At 62.0% G+C, this 19,624-nt stretch carries 20 protein-coding genes; 13 read left to right on the top strand and 7 right to left on the bottom strand.

The window, feature by feature from the left end:
* Genes HMPREF3169_RS00330 through HMPREF3169_RS00355 form a run of 6 tightly spaced genes read left to right on the top strand, consistent with a single transcriptional unit; the run spans nt 1 to nt 4,742 of the window.
* Nucleotides 1-501: a Na(+)/H(+) antiporter subunit C gene (locus HMPREF3169_RS00330; protein ID WP_070455278.1), complete on the top strand. Its 501-nt coding sequence runs from the start codon at nt 1-3 to the stop codon at nt 499-501.
* Nucleotides 494-2,266: a Na+/H+ antiporter subunit D gene (locus tag HMPREF3169_RS00335; protein WP_062043228.1), complete on the top strand. Its 1,773-nt coding sequence runs from the start codon at nt 494-496 to the stop codon at nt 2,264-2,266. Before HMPREF3169_RS00330 ends, HMPREF3169_RS00335 begins: the two co-directional genes overlap by 8 nt.
* Nucleotides 2,266-2,784: a Na+/H+ antiporter subunit E gene (locus HMPREF3169_RS00340; RefSeq protein ID WP_070455280.1), complete on the top strand. Its 519-nt coding sequence runs from the start codon at nt 2,266-2,268 to the stop codon at nt 2,782-2,784. The genes HMPREF3169_RS00335 and HMPREF3169_RS00340 overlap by 1 nt, the downstream gene beginning before the upstream one ends.
* The gene (locus HMPREF3169_RS00345; RefSeq protein WP_061924789.1) at nt 2,784-3,056 is read left to right on the top strand and encodes a monovalent cation/H+ antiporter complex subunit F; all 273 of its coding nucleotides are present in this window, start codon (nt 2,784-2,786) and stop codon (nt 3,054-3,056) included. Before HMPREF3169_RS00340 ends, HMPREF3169_RS00345 begins: the two co-directional genes overlap by 1 nt.
* Nucleotides 3,056-3,436, top strand: a complete 381-nt coding sequence (locus HMPREF3169_RS00350; protein ID WP_061924793.1) for a monovalent cation/H(+) antiporter subunit G — start codon at nt 3,056-3,058, stop codon at nt 3,434-3,436. The genes HMPREF3169_RS00345 and HMPREF3169_RS00350 overlap by 1 nt, the downstream gene beginning before the upstream one ends.
* Before the next feature lie 19 nt (nt 3,437-3,455).
* Nucleotides 3,456-4,742, top strand: a complete 1,287-nt coding sequence (locus tag HMPREF3169_RS00355; protein ID WP_083286022.1) for a glycosyltransferase 87 family protein — start codon at nt 3,456-3,458, stop codon at nt 4,740-4,742.
* A gap of 17 nt (nt 4,743-4,759) precedes the next feature.
* Here the strand turns inward: HMPREF3169_RS00355 and HMPREF3169_RS00360 are convergent, their stop codons facing one another.
* From HMPREF3169_RS00360 to HMPREF3169_RS00370, 3 genes are all read right to left on the bottom strand, one after another.
* Nucleotides 4,760-5,896 (bottom strand): glutamate--cysteine ligase, encoded by a 1,137-nt coding sequence (locus HMPREF3169_RS00360; protein ID WP_070455282.1) that lies wholly within the window; start codon nt 5,894-5,896, stop codon nt 4,760-4,762.
* A 107-nt stretch (nt 5,897-6,003) separates the two neighbouring features.
* Entirely contained in the window at nt 6,004-6,780 is a 777-nt protein-coding gene (locus HMPREF3169_RS00365; protein ID WP_070455284.1) for a LytR C-terminal domain-containing protein, read from the bottom strand.
* Between the two features lie 17 nt (nt 6,781-6,797).
* Complete coding sequence (locus HMPREF3169_RS00370) at nt 6,798-7,061, bottom strand: DUF3263 domain-containing protein (protein WP_062039327.1); 264 nt, start codon at nt 7,059-7,061, stop codon at nt 6,798-6,800.
* Between the two features lie 16 nt (nt 7,062-7,077).
* Between HMPREF3169_RS00370 and HMPREF3169_RS00375 the strand changes: the two genes are divergently transcribed.
* Genes HMPREF3169_RS00375 through cls form a run of 4 tightly spaced genes read left to right on the top strand, consistent with a single transcriptional unit; the run spans nt 7,078 to nt 10,847 of the window.
* Nucleotides 7,078-7,704, top strand: a complete 627-nt coding sequence (locus HMPREF3169_RS00375) for a peptide deformylase (protein ID WP_070455286.1) — start codon at nt 7,078-7,080, stop codon at nt 7,702-7,704.
* A 32-nt stretch (nt 7,705-7,736) separates the two neighbouring features.
* A complete protein-coding gene (locus tag HMPREF3169_RS00380; protein ID WP_371440996.1) occupies nt 7,737-8,501 on the top strand; it encodes a GNAT family N-acetyltransferase, cg3035/Rv0428c family in 765 nt (254 codons plus the stop codon).
* A gap of 50 nt (nt 8,502-8,551) precedes the next feature.
* Entirely contained in the window at nt 8,552-9,361 is an 810-nt protein-coding gene (locus tag HMPREF3169_RS00385; RefSeq protein ID WP_070455288.1) for an exodeoxyribonuclease III, read from the top strand.
* Nucleotides 9,362-9,377: 16 nt separating this feature from the next.
* Nucleotides 9,378-10,847, top strand: coding sequence for a cardiolipin synthase (gene cls, locus HMPREF3169_RS00390; RefSeq protein ID WP_061924813.1), 1,470 nt, complete (start codon nt 9,378-9,380; stop codon nt 10,845-10,847).
* A gap of 282 nt (nt 10,848-11,129) precedes the next feature.
* Here cls and HMPREF3169_RS00395 read toward each other — a convergent pair whose 3' ends face one another.
* Genes HMPREF3169_RS00395 through HMPREF3169_RS00405 form a run of 3 tightly spaced genes read right to left on the bottom strand, consistent with a single transcriptional unit; the run spans nt 11,130 to nt 13,411 of the window.
* Nucleotides 11,130-11,897, bottom strand: coding sequence for an ABC transporter permease (locus tag HMPREF3169_RS00395; RefSeq protein WP_062044454.1), 768 nt, complete (start codon nt 11,895-11,897; stop codon nt 11,130-11,132).
* 14 nt (nt 11,898-11,911) lie between these two features.
* Nucleotides 11,912-12,871: an ABC transporter ATP-binding protein gene (locus HMPREF3169_RS00400; RefSeq protein WP_061924817.1), complete on the bottom strand. Its 960-nt coding sequence runs from the start codon at nt 12,869-12,871 to the stop codon at nt 11,912-11,914.
* Between the two features lie 30 nt (nt 12,872-12,901).
* The gene (locus HMPREF3169_RS00405) at nt 12,902-13,411 is read right to left on the bottom strand and encodes an NUDIX domain-containing protein (RefSeq protein WP_062044452.1); all 510 of its coding nucleotides are present in this window, start codon (nt 13,409-13,411) and stop codon (nt 12,902-12,904) included.
* Between the two features lie 97 nt (nt 13,412-13,508).
* Between HMPREF3169_RS00405 and HMPREF3169_RS00410 the strand changes: the two genes are divergently transcribed.
* From HMPREF3169_RS00410 to HMPREF3169_RS00420, 3 genes are read left to right on the top strand one after another with little or no spacing between them, the layout of a single operon-like run.
* The gene (locus HMPREF3169_RS00410; RefSeq protein WP_210387428.1) at nt 13,509-14,969 is read left to right on the top strand and encodes a hypothetical protein; all 1,461 of its coding nucleotides are present in this window, start codon (nt 13,509-13,511) and stop codon (nt 14,967-14,969) included.
* Nucleotides 14,969-15,976, top strand: a complete 1,008-nt coding sequence (locus HMPREF3169_RS00415) for a glutamate ABC transporter substrate-binding protein (protein ID WP_070432326.1) — start codon at nt 14,969-14,971, stop codon at nt 15,974-15,976. Before HMPREF3169_RS00410 ends, HMPREF3169_RS00415 begins: the two co-directional genes overlap by 1 nt.
* Nucleotides 15,977-15,979: 3 nt before the next feature.
* Entirely contained in the window at nt 15,980-18,463 is a 2,484-nt protein-coding gene (locus tag HMPREF3169_RS00420; RefSeq protein WP_070455290.1) for a serine/threonine protein kinase, read from the top strand.
* Between the two features lie 318 nt (nt 18,464-18,781).
* On the opposite strand, the gene HMPREF3169_RS00425 is transcribed toward HMPREF3169_RS00420, so the two are convergent.
* The gene (locus tag HMPREF3169_RS00425) at nt 18,782-19,540 is read right to left on the bottom strand and encodes a hypothetical protein (RefSeq protein WP_070455292.1); all 759 of its coding nucleotides are present in this window, start codon (nt 19,538-19,540) and stop codon (nt 18,782-18,784) included.
* Nucleotides 19,541-19,624: the final 84 nt, after the last annotated feature.

The following is a 19,624-nucleotide window of genomic DNA, read 5'->3' on the forward strand; positions in this document are numbered from 1 at the left end:
ATGGAAGCAAACCTGTTCCTTCTCCTCGCCGCGGGCGTGCTGTGCGGTACCGGCGTCTACCTCATGCTGGACCGCGCGATGACCAAGATGCTGCTGGGCATTTTGCTGCTCGGTAACGGCGCCAACCTGCTCATGCTGCAGGCCGGCGGCAAGGCGGGTTCGCCGCCTATCGACGGCCGCGAGACCGCCCAGTATGGCGATCAAATCGCCGATCCCTTGGCCCAAGGCATGATTTTGACGGCCATCGTCATTTCCATGGCGCTAACCGGCTTCATCCTGACCCTGGCCTACCGCCAGTACCGCTACCGCACCGCCGACGTCATTGAGGATGACGCGGAAGATACCGCGATTGCAGCGATGGCCGCCCGCCCTAGCAATGCCGCGGCGGCACCGGACCACGATGCTTCCAATGACCCAGCCACCGGCCGCGCCACCAAGCAGGGCGACGCCTTTGGCCCCGACTTTTTCGAAGAGCCAGTAAAGGAGGCAAACGATGACTGAGACGCTGCTTCCGCTGGTTAACTTCCTGCTGCCCTATACCGGCTTCCTCATCCCCATGCCGGTTATAATCCCGGCACTGGCTGCGGCCCTGACCATGCTGTGCGCGCGCTTTACCGGCGTGCAGCGCCAGATCGCATTCTTCTCGCTGCTGTTGCTCGCCGCCGCGAACGCACTGCTGATCTTCATCGCCGATACGGCCGGCATTCAAACGCTCCAGGTGGGCGGCTGGGACGCGCCGGTGGGCATCACGCTGGTGGCTGACCGCCTTTCCGCCGTGATGCTATTTACCTCGTCCGTAGTGCTGTTTTCGGTGATGTGGTACGCCATCTCGCAGGGTATTCGCGACGGTTCCAAGGACGAGCCGGTGGCGGTCTTCCTGCCCACGTACATGCTGCTGACCATGGGCGTGAACGTGTCCTTCTTGGCAGGCGATCTCTTCAACCTCTACGTCGGCTTTGAGATCTTCCTCGTGGCTTCCTACGTGCTGCTGACGCTGGGCGCTTCCCCGGCGCGCGTGCGCGCGGGCGTGGGCTATGTGATGGTCTCGATGGCTTCCTCGCTGATATTCGTGCTGGCGCTGGGCTATATCTACGCCGCGGTCGGCACCATGAACATGGCGCAGATCGGGATGCGCATGGAGGAAATCCCGGCCGGTACCCGCACCGCGATTTTCTCGGTCCTGCTCATCGCCTTCGGTATCAAGGCCGCCGTCTTCCCGCTCGAGGCGTGGCTGCCGGACTCCTACCCCACCGCGCCTTCGCTGGTGACGGCAGTCTTCGCGGGCTTGCTCACCAAGGTCGGCGTCTACGCAATTATCCGCGCCCGCACCTCCATCTTCACCGCTGGCGGGCTGGACCAGCTGCTCATGTGGGTTGCTCTCGCCACGATGCTGGTGGGTATCTTGGGCGCCATCGCACAGTCCGATATCAAGCGACTTTTGTCTTTTACCTTGGTCAGCCACATTGGCTACATGATTTTCGGCGTCTCGCTGGGCACTGCCGAGGGCCTGTCCGGTGCCATCTTCTACGCGGTACACCACATTCTGGTCCAGACCGCACTGTTCCTGGTAGTCGGCCTCATCGAGCGCCAGGCGGGCACCTCTTCCCTGCGGCGCCTGGGCTCGCTGATTTATACCGCGCCGCTCATCGCCATTTTGTATTTCATTCCGGCGATGAACCTGGGTGGCATCCCGCCATTTTCCGGATTCCTGGGCAAGGTCATCCTCCTGCAGGCCGGCGCCAACGAGGGTTCCTGGCAGGCCTGGGTGGTCATCGGCGGTGCCGTAGTGACCTCCCTGCTTACCCTCTACGTCATGGTTTTGGTCTGGTCCAAGGGCTTCCTGCGTGACCGCGCCGACGCCCCGGAAGGCAACATCGTGATGGCGCATCCATCGCCGCTTTCCGACGTCACGGATGTCGTCGAATTCGACGAGCGCCAAGACGTCGGCCGCGTGCCCTTTGGCATGCTGGCTTCCACCTGCCTGCTGGTGCTGGCCTCGGTGTCCATCACCTTCCTGGCCGGCCCGATCTCCGGCGTGACCAGCCGCGCCGCCGAGTCTGCGCAGGATGATTCCATCTACCGCTACGCGGTCCTGGGCGATAACGCAGATAACCCCACCCGGCACAAGAACCAGAAGGATCGCTACACCAACGAGCAGGATTCTTTTGAAGTACGCCGTGGGCCCATCAAGGACCCAGCTCCGGCGGTAGAAACTGCGCCTCAGGAACAGCCCAAATCACAACCCACCGAAAGCGAGGCGAAGTAATGAAATTTGCTGGACTCCGCCACCGCTTCCGCCCCTGGTTCATCGCGTGGATCACCGCCATGTGGTGCCTACTCATGGGCGAGGTCACCGTAGCCAACCTAGTTGGCGGACTACTGGTGGGCCTGTTCGTGGTGCTTGCGCTGCCACTGCCTGCCATGCCGATTGCCGAGCTGAAGGTCTCCTGGGGCAAGCTAGCCTTATTCATGGTGGGCTGGACCATCGACTTATTCCACGCCTCGTTCAAGGTGGCCTGGCTGGCGGTGCGCCCGCAAGATCCACCGAAGACGGCCATCCTCGAGCTGCCGATGCGCCTGGACAGCGAGTTTATCTTGTCTCTGGCGGTTAGCCTGTACAACCTGCAGCCAGGCGGCACGGTAACCGACATCGACATCGCCAACCGCATGCTGACCATCCACGTCCTGGACGCGGCGTCGGAAACCGCTTTAGAGCGCGAAATCGCGAACGTCGCGGGGCTCGAAGCAAGCATGATTGAGATTTTTGAAAGGAGCCACCCCTAATGGATCCCCAGCTTTATGACATTCTTCTGGGCGTTGCCGCCGGCATCTTGGTCGTGGCCTTCCTGATTACCACCTGGCGGATTATCACCGGCCCGAATTCGCTGGACCGCCTAGTGGGCATGGACGGGTTCGTGGCCATGTTCCAATGCGCGATGGCCGCCTATATTTGTTGGACGCTGAACACCTCGGTGGTCTCCGCGATGCTGGTCGTGGCCCTTTTGGGATTTATCTCCACCGTGTCTGTCACCAGATTCCGAAAGAGGGATGCCTAGTGAGCTATCACCTTTTCGCCGACATCATCTCGATCATCTTGATCCTCGCCGGTGCGCTTTTGGTGCTGGCAGCCGCAATCGGCGTCGCGCGCTTTCCCGACACCATGTCGCGCGTGCATGCCATTTCTAAGCCGCAAACGACAGGTCTCATCTTGAGCATCCTGGGTGCATTCTTCCGCGTCACCGGCGCAGATTCCTTCGGCCCGGCAGAGCGTGGTGATCTGGGAATCCTGTTGTTGCTGGTACTGTTTGCCATGATTACGAGTCCCGTTACGGCGCAGCGCACTTCCCGAATCGCGCGCCGTGAGGGCCTCTACGGGTCGCCGGAACTGATGTCCCGAAACGACAAACCAGCAACCCGTGCTTTGCGTAAAAAATAACCTTTGAAGGGAACAGCAGGTGAAAAAGCTCTACGGCTTGCCCACGTTGGCTACTGTCCTGACGGCCTTCGCCGCCTTCGTGATTTACCGCTTCAACGTCTCGGATGAGCGCGGGCGCGCCTTCTTTGGCAGGATTCCTTTCGACCTGAAGATCTACCAGCTCGCCGGCGCCGACGTGAAGGCGGGCGGCGATCTTTACGACGCCCCGTATATCCACAACTTTCCTTTCACCTACCCGCCGTTTGCAGGCTGGTTCTTCGAGTGGATGGCTGGTTTTTCCGACCATGGCCTGATGGTGACTTGGCAGTGGATCACGGGCATCGCTCTTTTCGCCGTTATCATGCTGGTCATCCGCGAGCGTGGCTACAAGATGGGCCCAGCCTCTTGGTTCGTAGGCCTCGCGCTGCTTATAAGCAGCTTGGCTACTGATCCGGTAAACGGCACCTTCTTCTATGGCCAGATCAACATCCTTTTGATGTTCCTGGTCTCCCTCGACCTGCTACCGCGTAAGTTGCGCCTGCCTGGCATCGGCATCGGCCTTGCCGCTGGCATGAAGCTAACGCCTGCTTTCATGGGCCTGGTTTTGTTATTCCAGAAGCGCTGGTGGTCCGCCTTCGCTTGCGTGTTTACCTTCTTCTTTACCGTCTACGTGGGCGTGCAGACCATCCCCGATGCCTGGGATTTCTGGACGGATAAGATGTTCAATTCTGATCGCGTGGGCAACCTGGACCACCCCGGCGCGAAGTCATTGCGCTCGATCATCGCGCGTCTCAACGGCGAAGAGAACACCGCGCTGTGGGTCCTGGCCGTGGTCATCGTGGTGATGGTGACCATGCTGGCGCTGCGCACCGCCTGGATCAATAAGAATTCCTCCGCCGCGCTGGCGCTGGCGGGCTTGGCCACCTGCTTGGTCTCGCCTTTTTCCTGGTACCACCACTTCGTCTGGGTAGTACCGCTCGGCGTATGGGTGATGCTGGCGGTCAATGAGGCCGTCGGCAAGCGTCTGCCCTCCTTCTGGGGTGCGCAGCTGGCGGGCCTGGCATCCTTCGTGGCGTTGCTGCTCGTGGAGCTGCCCTTCGTCTCCCCACCGGTGTGGCGCTTGATGTCCTCCCATGGCCTAGAGGCCATGGAGAACCTGCATCCGTGGGCATGGCTGCTGTGGCCTTTTGCATGCTTCCTCTACATCGCGGTTTATGGCATTTGGGGGTGCTTCCCGCACGGCAAGCCATCCGGCAAGCATGCCGCACGCCAGAGTAACGTGGCGGACTACCCCACCGACGTGCGCATTCCGGTAGTGCGCAAGTAGGCCGAGCCTTGAGGGGCCTAGAGCGGACGGAGGCTATCCATCTCCTTACTCGTGGCCTCCACGACCTTCTGCCAGCTGCCGGTCTCCTCGTAGAGGCGGCGCTGGCGTTCATAGCCGGCCCCGCGCTCGATGATTTCGTGGATGAGCTGCAGCTCGGCCTCGCAGCCCAGCTCGCGAGACAGAGGAGTTAGCTCCTCGACCAAGTCAACCAACTCGTCTTTGACCCAGCGTTCATCCGTTGCGCGAGAGGTAATTACCAAGGCGTTCATGCCATAGCGGGCGGCGCGCCACTTATTCTCAGCCACGTGCCACGGCTGCAGCGTGGGCAGCTCCTGATCTGTATCAAGCATGCGGTCATAGTGGACCACCAAGCAATGCGTGAGCGCGACGATGGCCGAAAGTTCGCGGAGATTAGATGAGGCATCCGAGATCCGCACCTCGATGGTGCCCCACTTTGCCGCCGGGCGAATATCGAAGTGCATCGAGCCGGTGTGGTTGATAACGCCGGAGATGGCTTGATCCCGCATATAGTCCTGCCACTCGCGCCAATCCGCAAACTGATAAGGCATGCCGGCGGTGGGCAGCTGCTGATAGAGCATGGTGCGGTTGGAAGCATAACCAGTATCCATGCCCTCCCAGCCTGGCGAGCAGGCAGAGATTGCAAGCAGGTGCGGATACTTGGTCATCAGCGCATTGATGATGGGCCACACGCGGTCTTCGTGGCGGATACCCACGTGCACGTGGGTTCCCCACAGCAGCATCTGCTTGCCCCAGTACTGGGTGCGGTTGATGATTTCGGAGTAGCTTGCCTTCTCCGAGACAGGGTTCTCGCGGTAGTCCGTGAAAGGGTGCCCGCCGGAGGCCCACAGGGCCACGCCCATTCCTTGAGCAGCGGCACGCACATGCTCTAGCTTGTGCGACAAATCCGCGATTGCTTCCGGCACCGTGTGGCAAATTCCGGTGACCAGTTCCACGGTGTTTTGGAGGAATTCCTTCTCCAGCTGGATTTCGGGCGTGGCCGCCTGCACGCGTTCAATCAGCTCGGCGCCGCGCGGGACCAGATCCCAAGAGTGCGGATCGACAAGGGCTACTTCCCATTCAACGCCCAAGGTGGGCCCGGCCGAACGGGTGAAGGATTCTTCCGGAATGTTCACCCTTGTGAGTCTATCCGCAGCAAGGTCCAGCTAGAGCATTTTCTTATGCATTAAATGCACGGTGGATTTTGTCTTTTATTCCACCGTGCATCTATCTTGCGAATCTTTTAGGCCTGCGGGATGGCCAGAACTGCAACGACTGCGTTGCCCTTGGTGAATTCAGCCTTGAGCTCTGCCGGGTACTCGGCGATGGCACCCTCCGGGATGGACTGCGCGCCGTAGAACTGCGCTGCGGTCTCGCGTGCGAGGCTCTCTGCGTCCTTATCGCCTGCCGGGAAGTAGACGGTGGTCTGCGGAACGGTGAGGATATCGCCGGCCAGGTTGCCCACCTCGCCGATCTTGAAGCCCTTCTCCTTCAGCTTGTCTGCCTGCTCTGCAGCGAAGTTCGCGCGGCCGGAGTTATTAAAGACGTTGACCGGGATGTCCTTGGCGGCGCGCTCGGCACCCGCAGCGCTTTCTGCACCTACAGCGCCAGCAGCGCCGGCAGCGGCACCGTCCTTGTTGGCTGCCTCGCGGCCGGCTACATCCTGGCCTTCCTTGGCAGGCTGTCCGGCTGCGTCTTGGCCAGCCTTGGCATCCTGCGTGCCCCGCGCGGCACTGCCGGCAGCACCCGGCTGCGCAGATGGGCCGCCCTGTGCGCCGGGCTCGCCCTCGGCGGGAGCCGGCAGCGTGGCGACGCCGGTGCTGCCGGTCTGGGCAGTATCGGTGGAGTCTTTGGAGGTCAGCGTGTAAAGGCCCCACATGCCGAGCATGACAGCAACGGCAATGAGCACCATTGCGAAGCCGCGCAGCGGCAGGCCGCTAGACGAGCTGCGGTGCGCACCCGCCTGTTTGCTCGGCGTGGAGGTGGATTCTGCTGCTTTATCTGAATTCACATTAGTCACAGCAGCAACCCTAGTCTCTAATTAGGGAAATCTGGTGCATCCTCCCGCGCGGCGCGCCGCACCTCCTGACGGCCGTCCCGCACGCGCCGCAAGCGCGCAACCAGCACCGGATAGGCCTCGGCGGCAGCGGGGGCGTCGAGAAGCACGTTCAAGCGCTGGTGATAACGCACCGGCGAGATATCCAGCTCCGCGCGAATGGCCTCTTCCTTAGGCCCGATACCGCGCGGGGCATGCGATTCGAACTCCAAAATGGCCGCGTCTAGGTCTGACAAGGATTGCATGCCTAAACTGTAGGGCATGACTATTCGCCCCATCGTTATCCACGGCGACCCGGTTCTGCACAATCCCACCGAGCCGGTCACTGAGCCCATCGACTCCCCAGAGCTGCAGCAGCTCATCGCCGACATGTACGAGACCATGGACGTCGCCCATGGCGTCGGCCTTGCCGCCAACCAGGTAGGAGTGAACAAGCGCCTGTTTGTCTACCACTGCCCTGACACCGACGGCCCACACGGTAGCGCCAAGCAGCTTGGTGCTGGAGAAAGCGGCATGCGCAAGGGCTGCGTCATCAACCCGGTGCTGGAGACCTCCGAGATTCCCGAGGGCATGCCTGCCGACGACGGCTCCGAGGACGAAGGCTGCCTCTCCGTGCCCGGTGAGGGCTTCCCCACCGGCCGCGCCGACTGGGCCCGCGTTACAGGCAAGGACGAGCACGGCAACGACATTTCCATCGAAGGATATGGATTCTTCGCGCGCATGCTCCAGCACGAGACCGGCCACCTGGACGGCTACGTCTACACCGACGTGCTCACCGGCCGCTTCAAGCGCCAGGCCAAGAAGACCATCAAGCGCAACGGTTGGACCGAGGCCGGCTGGACCTGGATGCCAGGCGAGGACGAGGATCCCTTCGGCCACGGCGCGTAAATAGACTGCACCCCTAATCGCCCTTAATCGACATGAGCTATATCTTCCGTTCTGATGCCGTCAGCGTCGGCGACCGCGTGGTTGCCCGGCGCGAATTCGGCGGCACCCACTCCGATGTCATCGGCCATGTGCTGAGCACCTCACCGCTTGTCATCCGGCCGCAGGCGGTGGGTGGCTACCCTTCCGACTTGGAGGCGGTGGAAATCCCCGCCGAGCAGCTGAAGATCATCAAGAAGCTCTCGCCGCGCACGGTGCGCAACTCCGAAATCCGCGCCGTCGAGGTGGCAGCCGCGGCAGCGCGCGGCGGGACGAAAGTCTGGACCAATGATGGCCAATGGCTCATGCGCTTCGGCGAAGGCACCGATTCCGCCATTCCTCTGGGCCCCTCCGCAGGTTTCATGCCCGCGCCCATGGAAGAAATCGACGCCTTCTACGCCGCGCACAACCTGCCCACCCGCCTGGCCATCCCGGAGCGCATCGGCAAGGCGGCATTGCGCGTACTCGATAACGAGCCCGCGGCATGGCAGCTCGAGCCCGAGGTCCTCGTGTTTACCCGCTCCCTAGAGACACTGCGAGCGCCGAGCCGCACCTTGACTCCGCGCTTTTCGACGCCACGCTCAGCCAATCCGGCGACGAGCGCGTGTGGCTGGGAATCTCGCTGCTTGGAAACGCCACCCCCTCACAGCTGGAGGCGCTTTTGGCCTGGGGCAAAGCAAACGGTGCGGAGAATGCATTCGTGGAGGTGGAGGCGTCGGAAAGCGCAGCGTTGGCCCTGCTTAGTGAAGTCGGGTTTTTAGAACACCATCGCCGTGGGTATGCCGTGCGCAAAGGCGGTACCCTGTAGTCCATGCGCATAGCCACATGGAACATCAACTCGGTCCGCACCCGCGTGCAGCGGGCGGTAGACCTGCTGTCCAAACACGACATCGACGTGTTGTGCCTGCAGGAGACCAAGGTTGCCGACGATAAGTTCCCTGTCATGGAATTCGAAGCCGCCGGCTACCACGTCACCCATCACGGGCTGAACCAGTGGAACGGCGTGGCCATCGTCTCCAAGGCGGAGCCGGAGGAAGTCTTCTACTCCTTCCCCGGCCAGCCAGGCTTTGCCAAGGACCCAGAAAAGCCGCAGGATTTGGAAGCCCGTGCGGTGGGCGCGCGGATTCGCGGCGTAGAGATCTGGTCGCTCTATGTGCCCAATGGCCGCGAAATCACCGACCGCCACTACGACTACAAGCTGCGCTTCCTCTACGCGCTGGCGCACTACAGCGAGAGCCGCGCGCAGTCGAAGCTGCTGCTCACCGGCGATTTCAACATTGCCCCGCGCGATGAGGACGTCTGGGATATCGAGGCCTTCCGCGGCAAGACCCACGTTACGGAGCCAGAGCGTGCGGCCTTCCAGATGCTGGAGGAGGCAGACCTTGAGGAGGTTACGCGGCGTTTTACGGAAGAGCAGCGCTGGACCTACTTTGACTACAAGTCGATGCGCTTTCAGAAGAACGAGGGCATGCGCATCGATTTCCAGCTGGCTTCGAAGTCCTTGGCCGCGACGGTGGAATCTGCGCAGGTAGACATGGTAGAACGCGCCGGCGACAAGACCTCTGACCACTGCCCGCTGCTGGCAGATTTCGATCTGCCTGACTTCGATTCGGTGCGTTAGGAGCACCTACTGGGGCATGGACTTCTCACTAAACATCGATCTTTCTTTCTGGCAGCTGTTTTTCCTCATCTTGGACTACGGCATCAAAATCTTGGCCATCGGATTTGTGCCCGAAGGCCGCCGACCCTCGAGCTCCACGGCCTGGCTGCTGGCTATTTTGCTGCTGCCCATCGTGGGCCTGCCGCTGTTTTTGCTGATGGGCTCGCCATATATCAATCGCCGCCGCCACCGCATCCAGCAGGAGGCCCATGACCTGATGGAAGACGTCACGGCGAGTACGCCGAATCATCCGCTGGGCAGGCTTTCTCCGGAGGTGGAATCCGTCATTGCGCTCAATCGCAATCTGACGGGTTTCCCGGCGCTCGTGGGCCACAATCGTGGCATTTACGCCGACTACGACGAGGCAATACGCGCGATTTCCAGCGCCGTCGACCGCGCCGAGAAGTACGTCTACATCGAGATTTATATCCAATCCTGGGACGAGGCCACCGATGTCTTCTACCAGGCTCTCAAACGCGCCCGCTCGCGGGGCGTGGAAGTCAAGCTGCTTTTAGACCAGATTGGCAGCCTGAAGTACCACGGCTATTGGAAATTCGGCCGGCGCCTTAGCGCGATCGGCGTCGACTGGCACTTGATGCTGCCGCTGCAGCTGCACAAGCTTCGTTTCCGCCGTCCTGACCTGCGCAACCACCGCAAATTGGTCATCATCGACGGCCAAACGGGCTTTCTGGGCTCGATGAACATGATTAAGCGCAGCTACCGCACCAAGGACCGCTACTGGGTGGACTACATGGTAGAGCTCACCGGCCCGGTGGTCACCTCCATGTCGGCGGTCTTTGCGGTGGACTGGTACCTGGAATCAGAAGAAGCACTTTCTTTGGAGCCGCTGCCTTACGACGACGCGGATACCGAGGACTCCAACTTCCTCCAGCTCATCCCGTCCGGCCCGGGTTACACCACGGAGCCGAACCTGCGCATGTTCAACTCACTGGTGCACCACGCCAAAGACCGCCTGGTAATGGTTTCGCCTTATTTCGTGCCCGATGAATCTTTGATGGAGGCGGTCACCACTGCCTGCTATCGCGGCGTGGACGTGGAGCTTTATGTCTCGGCCAAGGCGGACCAGTTCATGGTCAACCACGCGCAGTCCTCCTACTACCAGGCACTTTTGGAGGCAGGGGTGCGGATCTTCCAATTCCCAGAGCCTTTCGTGCTGCATTCGAAGTTCATCATGACGGACCCAGACGAGCCGGGCCGCCACCCGCTGTGCATGTTCGGCTCCTCGAATATGGACATGCGTTCTTTCGGTTTGAACTACGAATCCACGATGCTGGTGGCCAAGGGCAACTTATTGGCGGAGTTTAACCAGCTTGCTAGCAACTACCGCGCGGTGTGCCATGAGCTGACCTTGGAGGAATGGAACGAGCGCGGCTTCGTGCGCCGTTACATGGACAACGTGATGCGCCTGACCTCGGCGCTGCAATAGCGCCACCGGCACCGTCAGCGCCGCCTGGGCCGCCCTCCCCCGCACACTGCCTGCGCTCCCGTCGCGTTTGGCCCCTTCCCCACTAAATACCCAGACCTGGAAATGCAGCTCTCTGCTGGAATGAGGGGCGTCGGCAAGCGCAGCGATCCACGAACAGGAGGTCTGGGTTTTCAGCCCTGGGTAGATAGCCAAATGGTGAGGAAGCACGCTGCAAATGGCGACGAGTGACAAAAGGCGCTGTTGAAGACAACAGCGCCAATGTAGCCAGGAGTGGCCAAGAGATCATGCGTCTCGCTTTTCAAGCACGAAGACGCCGAGGATCCACAGCGCTACCGCCCAAACGATGAAGACGATGGCGCTTCCCGCCGAGGAGTCCCATGGGACGTTTTCCGGCACAGTGTCCGAAGCCCAGTTGCCGAAGGCGGAAAATGGCATGTAGGGGATGAGGTCGTCGCCGACCTTCGGCAGCAGGCGCACGACGTTCTCAATGCCCAGGTAGAGAATCAGGGACAGTGCCACGGTGCCAGCGGTCTGGCGCAGCAGCCAGCCCAAGCCCTGCACAAAGATCACGACCATAAAGCCCAGCAGAGGTAAGAGCCACAGTGCGCGCTTGCCGCCGTCTTCTTCGAAAGGCTTGTAGATGTCCGCGATTTCCTTGGATGCGGAAAGGTCCGAGACAAAGTAAATCAGCACCAGCGCCAGAAACAGGATGACCGCCGCAATAACCGCGTACATCAGGAGCTTGACCAGCGCGACGATGGAGCGATTCGGGTTCGCCATGAAGACCGTGGACTGCAGTCCGAAGCGGTATTCGGTGGTCACGATCATGATGGCCTGGATCATGATGATCGGGATGCCCAGCATCAGCAGGATGGAGTTCATGCCCTCGGCAGTAAGCGGGCTAATCGGCATCGCTGGGTCCATCTCAGCGTTGAGACCGTTGAACAGCGCCCACAGGAAGGACAGGAGAAAAATCAGGCCGGTGGTCCAGTAGAAGGACTTGGTGGTGCGCAGCTTGGTCCACTCGGCGCGGAGGGTATTGATAATCACTTTTAGCATTCCTCCTATGCGGCAGGCTGGTTAGGCTGGTTCGGCTGCCCAGCACCTGGGGTGCTGGCGTGGTACTGCACGTCCTCGCCGGTCATGCGCATGAACGCATCCTCCAGCGAAGCGCGCTTCAGGCTAAGCTCGTTGAGCGGAACGCCTGTGGAATATGCCAGCTGGCCGATGAAATCGGTGCTGACGTCATTGATGATGAGGGTCTTGCGACCTTCCTCGTCGCTGCCGTCTGTATAAGCCACGTTGGCCTCACGCAGCGCGCCGCCGAACTCTTCGAGGTGATCGGAGCGCACGATGACTGAGGAATCCGAGTGCTGCTTTACAAAGTCATAGGTGGACTGGCTAGCCACTAGGCGGCCACGGCCGATGACCACGAGGTGGTCTGCGGTCATGGACATCTCCGACAACAGGTGGGAGGAAATCAAGACGGTACGGCCCTCTGCCGCGAGCGCGCGGACCAAGGAGCGAACCCAGCGAATACCTTCTGGGTCGAGGCCGTTGACCGGCTCGTCCAGGATGAGGATTCCCGGGTCACCCAGCAGGGCGCCGGCCAGGCCGAGGCGCTGGCCCATGCCGAGGGAGAAGCCGCCGGCCTTCTTACCGGCGACGTCGGAAAGCCCAACCAGCCCCAGCACCTCGTCCACGCGGGAAGTAGGAATGCCGTTGGACTGCGCCATCCACTTCAGGTGGTTGGCCGCGGTGCGGTTCGGGTGCACGGCCTTGGCGTCGAGCAGCGCGCCGACCTCCCGCAGCGGGCTCTTCAACTCGCGGTAGGCCTTGCCGTTAATACGGGCCTGACCCGCCGTGGGGGTATCCAGGCCCAGAATCATGCGCATGGTCGTCGACTTGCCCGCACCGTTCGGACCTAGAAAGCCGGTCACGATGCCTGGCTCCACCTTAAAGGTGAGGTCGTCTACTGCGCGGACAGACTTATATTGTTTCGTCAGTCCCTCAACTTCAATCATGCTGTCAAGGGTGCCATAGTTTCAGCCTCCTCACCGAGGTTGGCCCGCAATAAAGGCCCGCAAGGAGGGGATGGCCTCACGAAATGCCCCCAACAGAGGTAAATTTTCCACCTCGTCGAGGTGCACCCAGCGCAGCTCGTTGGACTCCTCGTTGGCAATAACGTCCAACGGCTCATCGCCACGGGTGCGTGCGATGACGGTGGTATAGGTCCAGTTGCCGGGCAGCTCGCCCACTGCGGGATAGGGCCCGGCGGTGACGCGCTCGCCGAGCACCAGGACGTCGGCAGGCGCGATGGCGCATTCCTCCTGCGTTTCTCGCAGTGCAGCCGCAACGGCGCTTTCGTGGAAATCCCGCGCGCCGCCGGGAATGCCCCAGGTGCCGCCGTGGTTGGTCCACTCCGCACGGTGCTGGAGCAGCACGCGCTCGCCGGCAAGGAGGAAAAGCCCGGCCGCGCCAAACTTGCCCCATAGCTTTATCCCGCCCGGGCCGGCTGCCCAGCCATCGCCACTTATGTGCTCTCCTTGCTTCATGGCGCCCATCCTACGATCCTCTCGCTGCATGCGACAGCGTGCAGCGACAGCGCACAGCGGTGGCGTGCATCACCAAAGCGGCGCGGAACTGCGCTATTCTATGGGAATGACTGGCACAGGGTTGGAGGATGCTGCCGCACGTCCCAGCGAGCATCCGGCCGCGCACGAAGCGCATCCAGGCGATCACTGGCTCGACGAAGTCACCGAGCCCGCTACCCCGGCCTTCAACAACGCCACGCAGCTGGCCATGAACTCCTTCGCTGGCCCGGCGCGGTTGGCCCGCCGTCTCTACCACTTCGCGGCCACTACCCCAGGCAAGCTTTTTACCGTCACTGTGATTCTGACGGTGGCGCTCGCCGCCGCCGGCTTGTCGATGTCGAATACTTCCGCCAGCCGCCACGAGGCCTTGGACGAGCTGCTCAATTCCACCGAGCCGATGTCTAACGCGGCGCACCACCTCTACACCAACCTTTCGCTGGCGGATACCGTCGCCACCACGGGCTTCGTCCAGGCGGGCGTGGACTCCGAGATCAACCGCAAGCGCTATAACAAGGCCATCGACGCTGCCTCCGTGGCGGCCACCGAGTCCGTTTTGGGCACCAACACTAACGACGCCCGCATTCGCGAGCTGGTCACCTTTATCCAGCGCGAGCTGCCCGTCTATACCGCCCTGGTGGAAAAGGCGCGAACCAACCACCGCGCGGGCAATGCGGTGGCGAACTCGTATATGTCCAACGCCTCTTCGCTGATGAGTGACAAGATCCTGCCCGCGGCCGCCGAGCTTTTCTCGCTCACCACGGCCAAGGTCAAGGAGCAACAGCAGCGCCTGACCAGCCCCCAGTGGGTCCCGCTTTCCGGCTTAGTGGCGGCGCTTTTCTTCCTCTTTGTCGCACAGTGGTGGCTGTGGCGCCTGACGCGCCGCCGCTTCAACCGTGGCTTCTTAGCCGCCAGCGTGCTGCTCTTCCTGGCGCTTTCCTGGGCCGCGATGGCGAACTTCGCCACCTGGAGCTCCGGCTATCACGGCTTCGAAACGGTCTCCCGTCCGTGGGACTCGCTCACCGCCTCCCGGATTGAGGCCCAGCAGACCCGCACCTCGGAGACCCTGGCGCTGGTCCTGCGCTCCTCAGAGTCCGACATGACGGTGCGCTTTGGCTCGACGGTCTATTCCATCAACCAGGCCCTCGAGGACTACGAAGCCGCGCTTGCCGACGACGACATTCCCGTCACCGATCCCGCCCTCCTGCCAACCGCACAAAGCGCCACCAAAGAATGGGAGGCCTCACACGAGGTCTTCATGAACGCGCTTGCCGACGGCCACTATGACGACGCTATCCACGAAGCCACGGCGATTACCCCGGACGGCGCTCCGACCACCGCGAGCTCCTTCAACGACGTGGATTCCGCGCTGGCGGAGCTCATCGGCGAGGCGCGCGTGGCCATGCGTTCCTATCTGGAAGAAGGCCTCAACGCGATGACCATGGTGGCCACGGCCGTATTCTTGCTGACCATGGGCGCTATCATCGCCGTCTGGTTGGGTATTCGTCCGCGACTCCAGGAGTACCTCTAATGGCTCATTCCACTCGCCTTCTAGCCGTCTTATCTGCGGCCGCCCTGTGTGCCGCCTCCTGCGGTGTCCCCGACTTAGGCAGCAAGGAGGAAAGGATTCCGCGCGCTTCCTTAGACGCAGAGGCTGGCCCTCCCCTTCCCGATAACTCCATCTTCGAGCCCGCCGGCAGCGCCGAACCCCGGCCGGTATTGGACGCGCCGCTGAAGGGCACCTATAAACCGGACGGCAAGAGCGCGAAGGAAAGAATCCCTGCCATTTATAAGCGCGGGCGCATCATCGTCGGCGTGGACCGCTCCAATAACCTGATGAGCTACCGCGACACCGCAACGGGCGAGGTGCGTGGCTTTGAGGTGGATATCGCGCGCGAGATTGCCCGCGATATCTTCGGCGACCCGGACAAGGTTGACTTCCGCTTCGTCGAGTCCTCAGAGCGCACGAGAGCGCTCAACGACGAAAGCGTGGATATTGTCATTCGCACGATGTCCATTAGCGCCGAGCGTCAGCGTGAGGTTGCGTTCTCCGCGCCGTATATGACCACCAAGACCCGCCTATTGGTGCTGACCAGCTCCGGCATCCGCTCGATCGATGACACCGCCGGCAAGACGCTGTGCGCGGTCCAGGGCTCCACCATCGTGGACACCATCCGCCGTGAGGCCTCCACCGCGAATATCCTGCAGACCCGTGCCTGGGGAGACTGCCTCATGGCGCTGCAGCTCAACCAGGTCGACGGCGTGGTGGCTGACGACGCCCTCCTCTCGGGCATGGTGGCCCAAGATTCCTATACCTCGATCGTCGGCGAGCCGCTGACCACGGAGGACTACGGCGTGGCCGTGCGCAAGCCCGATTCCACCCATGATTCGCGGCCGCTGCTGCGCCAGGTCAATTCCACCCTGGAGCGCATCCACAGCGACGGCACCTGGGACAAGCTTTTTGATCGCTGGCTCGGTGACTACCTGGCCAAGCCGGCTTTGGGCAGCCCTGACTACCTAGACGATGAGGAGGCATAAGCGTTGAGCCCTACTCAAGGCCATAGCTTCAGCGAGGACGAGCTCGACCACTTGGAGCCGGAGAAGCTGGAAGAGCCCAGCGAGCACGCGGACGATCAAGCGACGGCGGCGGCGATGCACACGGCGTCCAGTGCGGCGTCGGCTAGCGCGGCGCATGATGCCACCCAAGCAGTGCCCTTCGACCCGTTTGCAGATGAGGAGGGTACCTCGGCCGTGGCCTTCGACCCCTTCGCGGACGAGGACGGCGCGGATGCGGACAGCGACTTCAACGACCCGGATAGTATCGGCGCCCTGATTGCGGAGCTGGGGCAGCTGCGTGACCGCCGCAAGCAGGAGGATGCCTCGCAGCGCTCGCGGCGCGCGGCCATCGATACCTTCCGCCAGCGGCGTGCGGCCAAGCGCACCGACCGCGAGGTGGCCGACGGCATGGCGCGCTTGCCTTTCATCGTGCCGCGCAACCCTACGGCGGCGCTCATCGACCCCGCAAAGGAGAAGGTTGCCCCGCCGCAGCTTTCTCCCGGCGATATCGTGGCAGGTCAGTACGAAATTCTGGGCGTTATTGCCCACGGCGGTCTGGGCTGGATTTACCTGGCTAATGACCACTTCGTCTCCGGGCGCATCGTGGTGCTCAAGGGCATGCAGGCGGAAAAGTCATCAGACGAGACCGCCACCGCAGAGGTCGAGCGCGAGTTCCTGGCGGATATTACGCACCCGGGAATCGTGAAGATTTTCAACTTCATCGATGACCCCCGCGTGGACGGCGGCTTCATCGTAATGGAGTACGTGGGCGGCCCCTCGCTCAAACAGCGGCGCAACGACCAGGCAGACCGCCTGTTCCCGGTCGATACCGCGATTGCCTACATCTTGGAGCTGCTGCCGGCGCTGGACTATCTCCATGCCCGCGGGGTGGTCTACAACGACTTAAAGCCTTCGAACATCATCATCACCGAGGACCAGGTCAAGCTGATTGACCTTGGCGCGGTCTCCGGCATCGGCGCCTTCGGGCACATCTACGGCACGAAGGGCTTCCAAGCCCCGGAGATTGCCAAGGATGGCCCCTCGGTAGCCTCCGATATCTACACCATCGGCCGCACGCTGGCCTGCCTGACCTTCCATCTGCCGCAGGAAGACGGCGTCTACTTACCCGGACTGCCCTCCCCTGCCGAGGAGCCGCTGCTGCGCCGCTACCTCTCCTTCTACCGGCTGCTGCTGCGCGCCACGGACCCAGATCCGGCCAAGCGCTTTCAGAGCGTATCGCAGCTGCGGGACCAGCTCTTTGGTGTGCTCCGCGAGGTCATCGCCCTGCGCGATGGCGTTCAGCATCCCTCGCAGCACTCGCTGTTTTCCCCACAGCGTACGACCTTCGGCACCAAGCACCTGGTCTTTCGCACGGACCAGCTGATTGACGGCATCGACCGCACCGTGCGCATCACCGCCTCCGAGGTGGTCTCGGCGCTGCCGGCGCCCCTGGTGGACCGCTCCGACGTGGGCGCCGCGCTCCTGCAGGGTGCTTCCTACACGGAGCCGCAGGAAGCCCTCGAAACGCTGCGTCAGGCCATGCAGGCCCCGGAGTACGAGGAATCCGCAGAAATCCCGCTCGGCGTGGTGCGTTCCATGATCGACCTGGGTTATACCGGCCAGGCCCGCGAATGGCTCGCCTCGATTGAGGACAAGCTCGGAAACGATTGGCGCTTCCAGTGGTACTCCGGCGTCGCCGTGCTGCTTCTCGACGACTATCGCGCCGCCCAAGTGCACTTCGCGAACGTCCTCAACCTACTGCCGGGCGAGCCGGCGCCGAAGCTGGCTATCGCGGCGATTAACGAGCTCATCTTGCAGCAGCTGGGCTACAACGAAGTCTCGCTCATCGATCCTGCCATCGCGCGGGCTTGTGCGAACCTCACTACCAGCCTGGACGAGCTGCCGAACGAACTGTTTACCGACGATCGAGGAATCTGGGATCACGTCACCGATGACCCGGCTCACCTGCGTTTTAACTCGATGCGTCTGTACGGAATCGTGTGGGCCACCTACCCGACCACGGTCTCATCCGCTTTCGGCCTGGCCCGCCAGCTGCGCTCGGAGCAGCAGGTGGAGCTGGCCGTGACGACGCTAGATCGCGTGCCCAACGCCTCGCGCCACTACCGCATGGCCCGGCTGACCACCATTTTGCAACTGGTACTGCACGATCTTTCCGAATCTCGTATCCGCCGCGCTGCCCGCCGTCTGGAGGAGATCCCGCAAAATGAGCCGCGATTCTTGCAGGTCAAGGCGGCAGTCATCTCCGCGGGCCTGAACTTCCTCCGCGACTGTGACCTCGATGCGGCGGCCTCTCCGAACGACCTCTTCGAGTTCGCCTTCACGCAGCGTGGCTTACGCTACGGCTTGGCCGATACTCTGCGCGCCTTGGCCCGGCAGGCGCCCTTCGCGCGGCACCGCTACACGCTGGTGGACCTGGCGAACCAAGTGCGGCCTGTGACCAACTTTTAGCCTGGTCCGCCTCCGCGGCCCGGCCCCACGGCCCGGCCCTCCGCCATGGCCGCCTTTCCAAATGGTGAGGTCAACCGCTCCAAACGCCACCTCAACAGTCACCACCAGTCCCAGCAACGAACACTGGCCCCAATAGTCACATCGCGACCTCACCATTTGACTATTCGCGTCGTGCCTCAGCCCAAATGGTGAGGACCACATGGTGAGGTGAGTGATCACCAGCCCCAGCAGACAGCGCCAGTCACAGTAGTTACAGCTCGACCTCACCATCTAGGCCAACCACCTGCAAATGGTGAGGACCCTGGTGAGAGGAAGCGCCTACGCCTGGCGCACCACTTGCTGCAGTCCCCGCTCACGGCCAGACACCCAAGTTGCCCGCAAATCTGCGAGGAACTTCTGCGGCTGATGAAACAGCTCAGTCGAAGTCACACGGAATACCGTGTAGCCGGCATTCTGCAATCGCACCTCGCGGCGACGCTCTTCCACGATTACCCGCCGGGTATCCGAGCCATAGGTTTCGCCGTCATACTTCACGGCTCCATCAATTTCCAATACCAGCCAACCATCAATCAGAACATCAACTCGAACACTGGGAATCACCCAGACTTGCTGTTGGATGGAATGACCCATCTTTGCGTGTGCCAATAACGCGATACATAATGCCTCGTAGGGCGACTCGCATTGACCAGAGAGAAGCGATATAGCTCGACGTGCTTCAGCGATATCTTTGACCCGCCCCATAGTTTCGAGGCAATCCATAGCCATAGCCTTAGCAGCCTCGACATCGAGTTCAGGATGCATCCGGAACCATGATTCGAGTGCCACGAAGCCGCGAATCCAGCCTTCGAAGCGCGCGACATCCAACGCGGCGCGCAAAGCAGACGTCACGCGAACGCCCTGCGCCTTCTCGACCATAGAATCTGGCAGACGCATCTTCTTGTAACTTCGGCCGTGGCCCCAGTCTCTCCGCGGCGGCATAACGCCAGAGCGCAGAGCGAGCGTCACCGGCTCCTCGCCGCACCGCGGCGGAAGGACCCACAACCCATGCACCCGCGCCGCCGAAACTCCCACGAGCACAGCCCGCCTAGCACAATGGCCCGCCCGCAAACACCGCGCCAGCTGCTCTTCATGCCAAGGAAGCGACTGCCCTTCTACTACTCC

Source organism: Corynebacterium sp. HMSC08C04 (assembly GCF_001807495.1).
GTDB lineage: Bacteria > Actinomycetota > Actinomycetes > Mycobacteriales > Mycobacteriaceae > Corynebacterium > Corynebacterium simulans.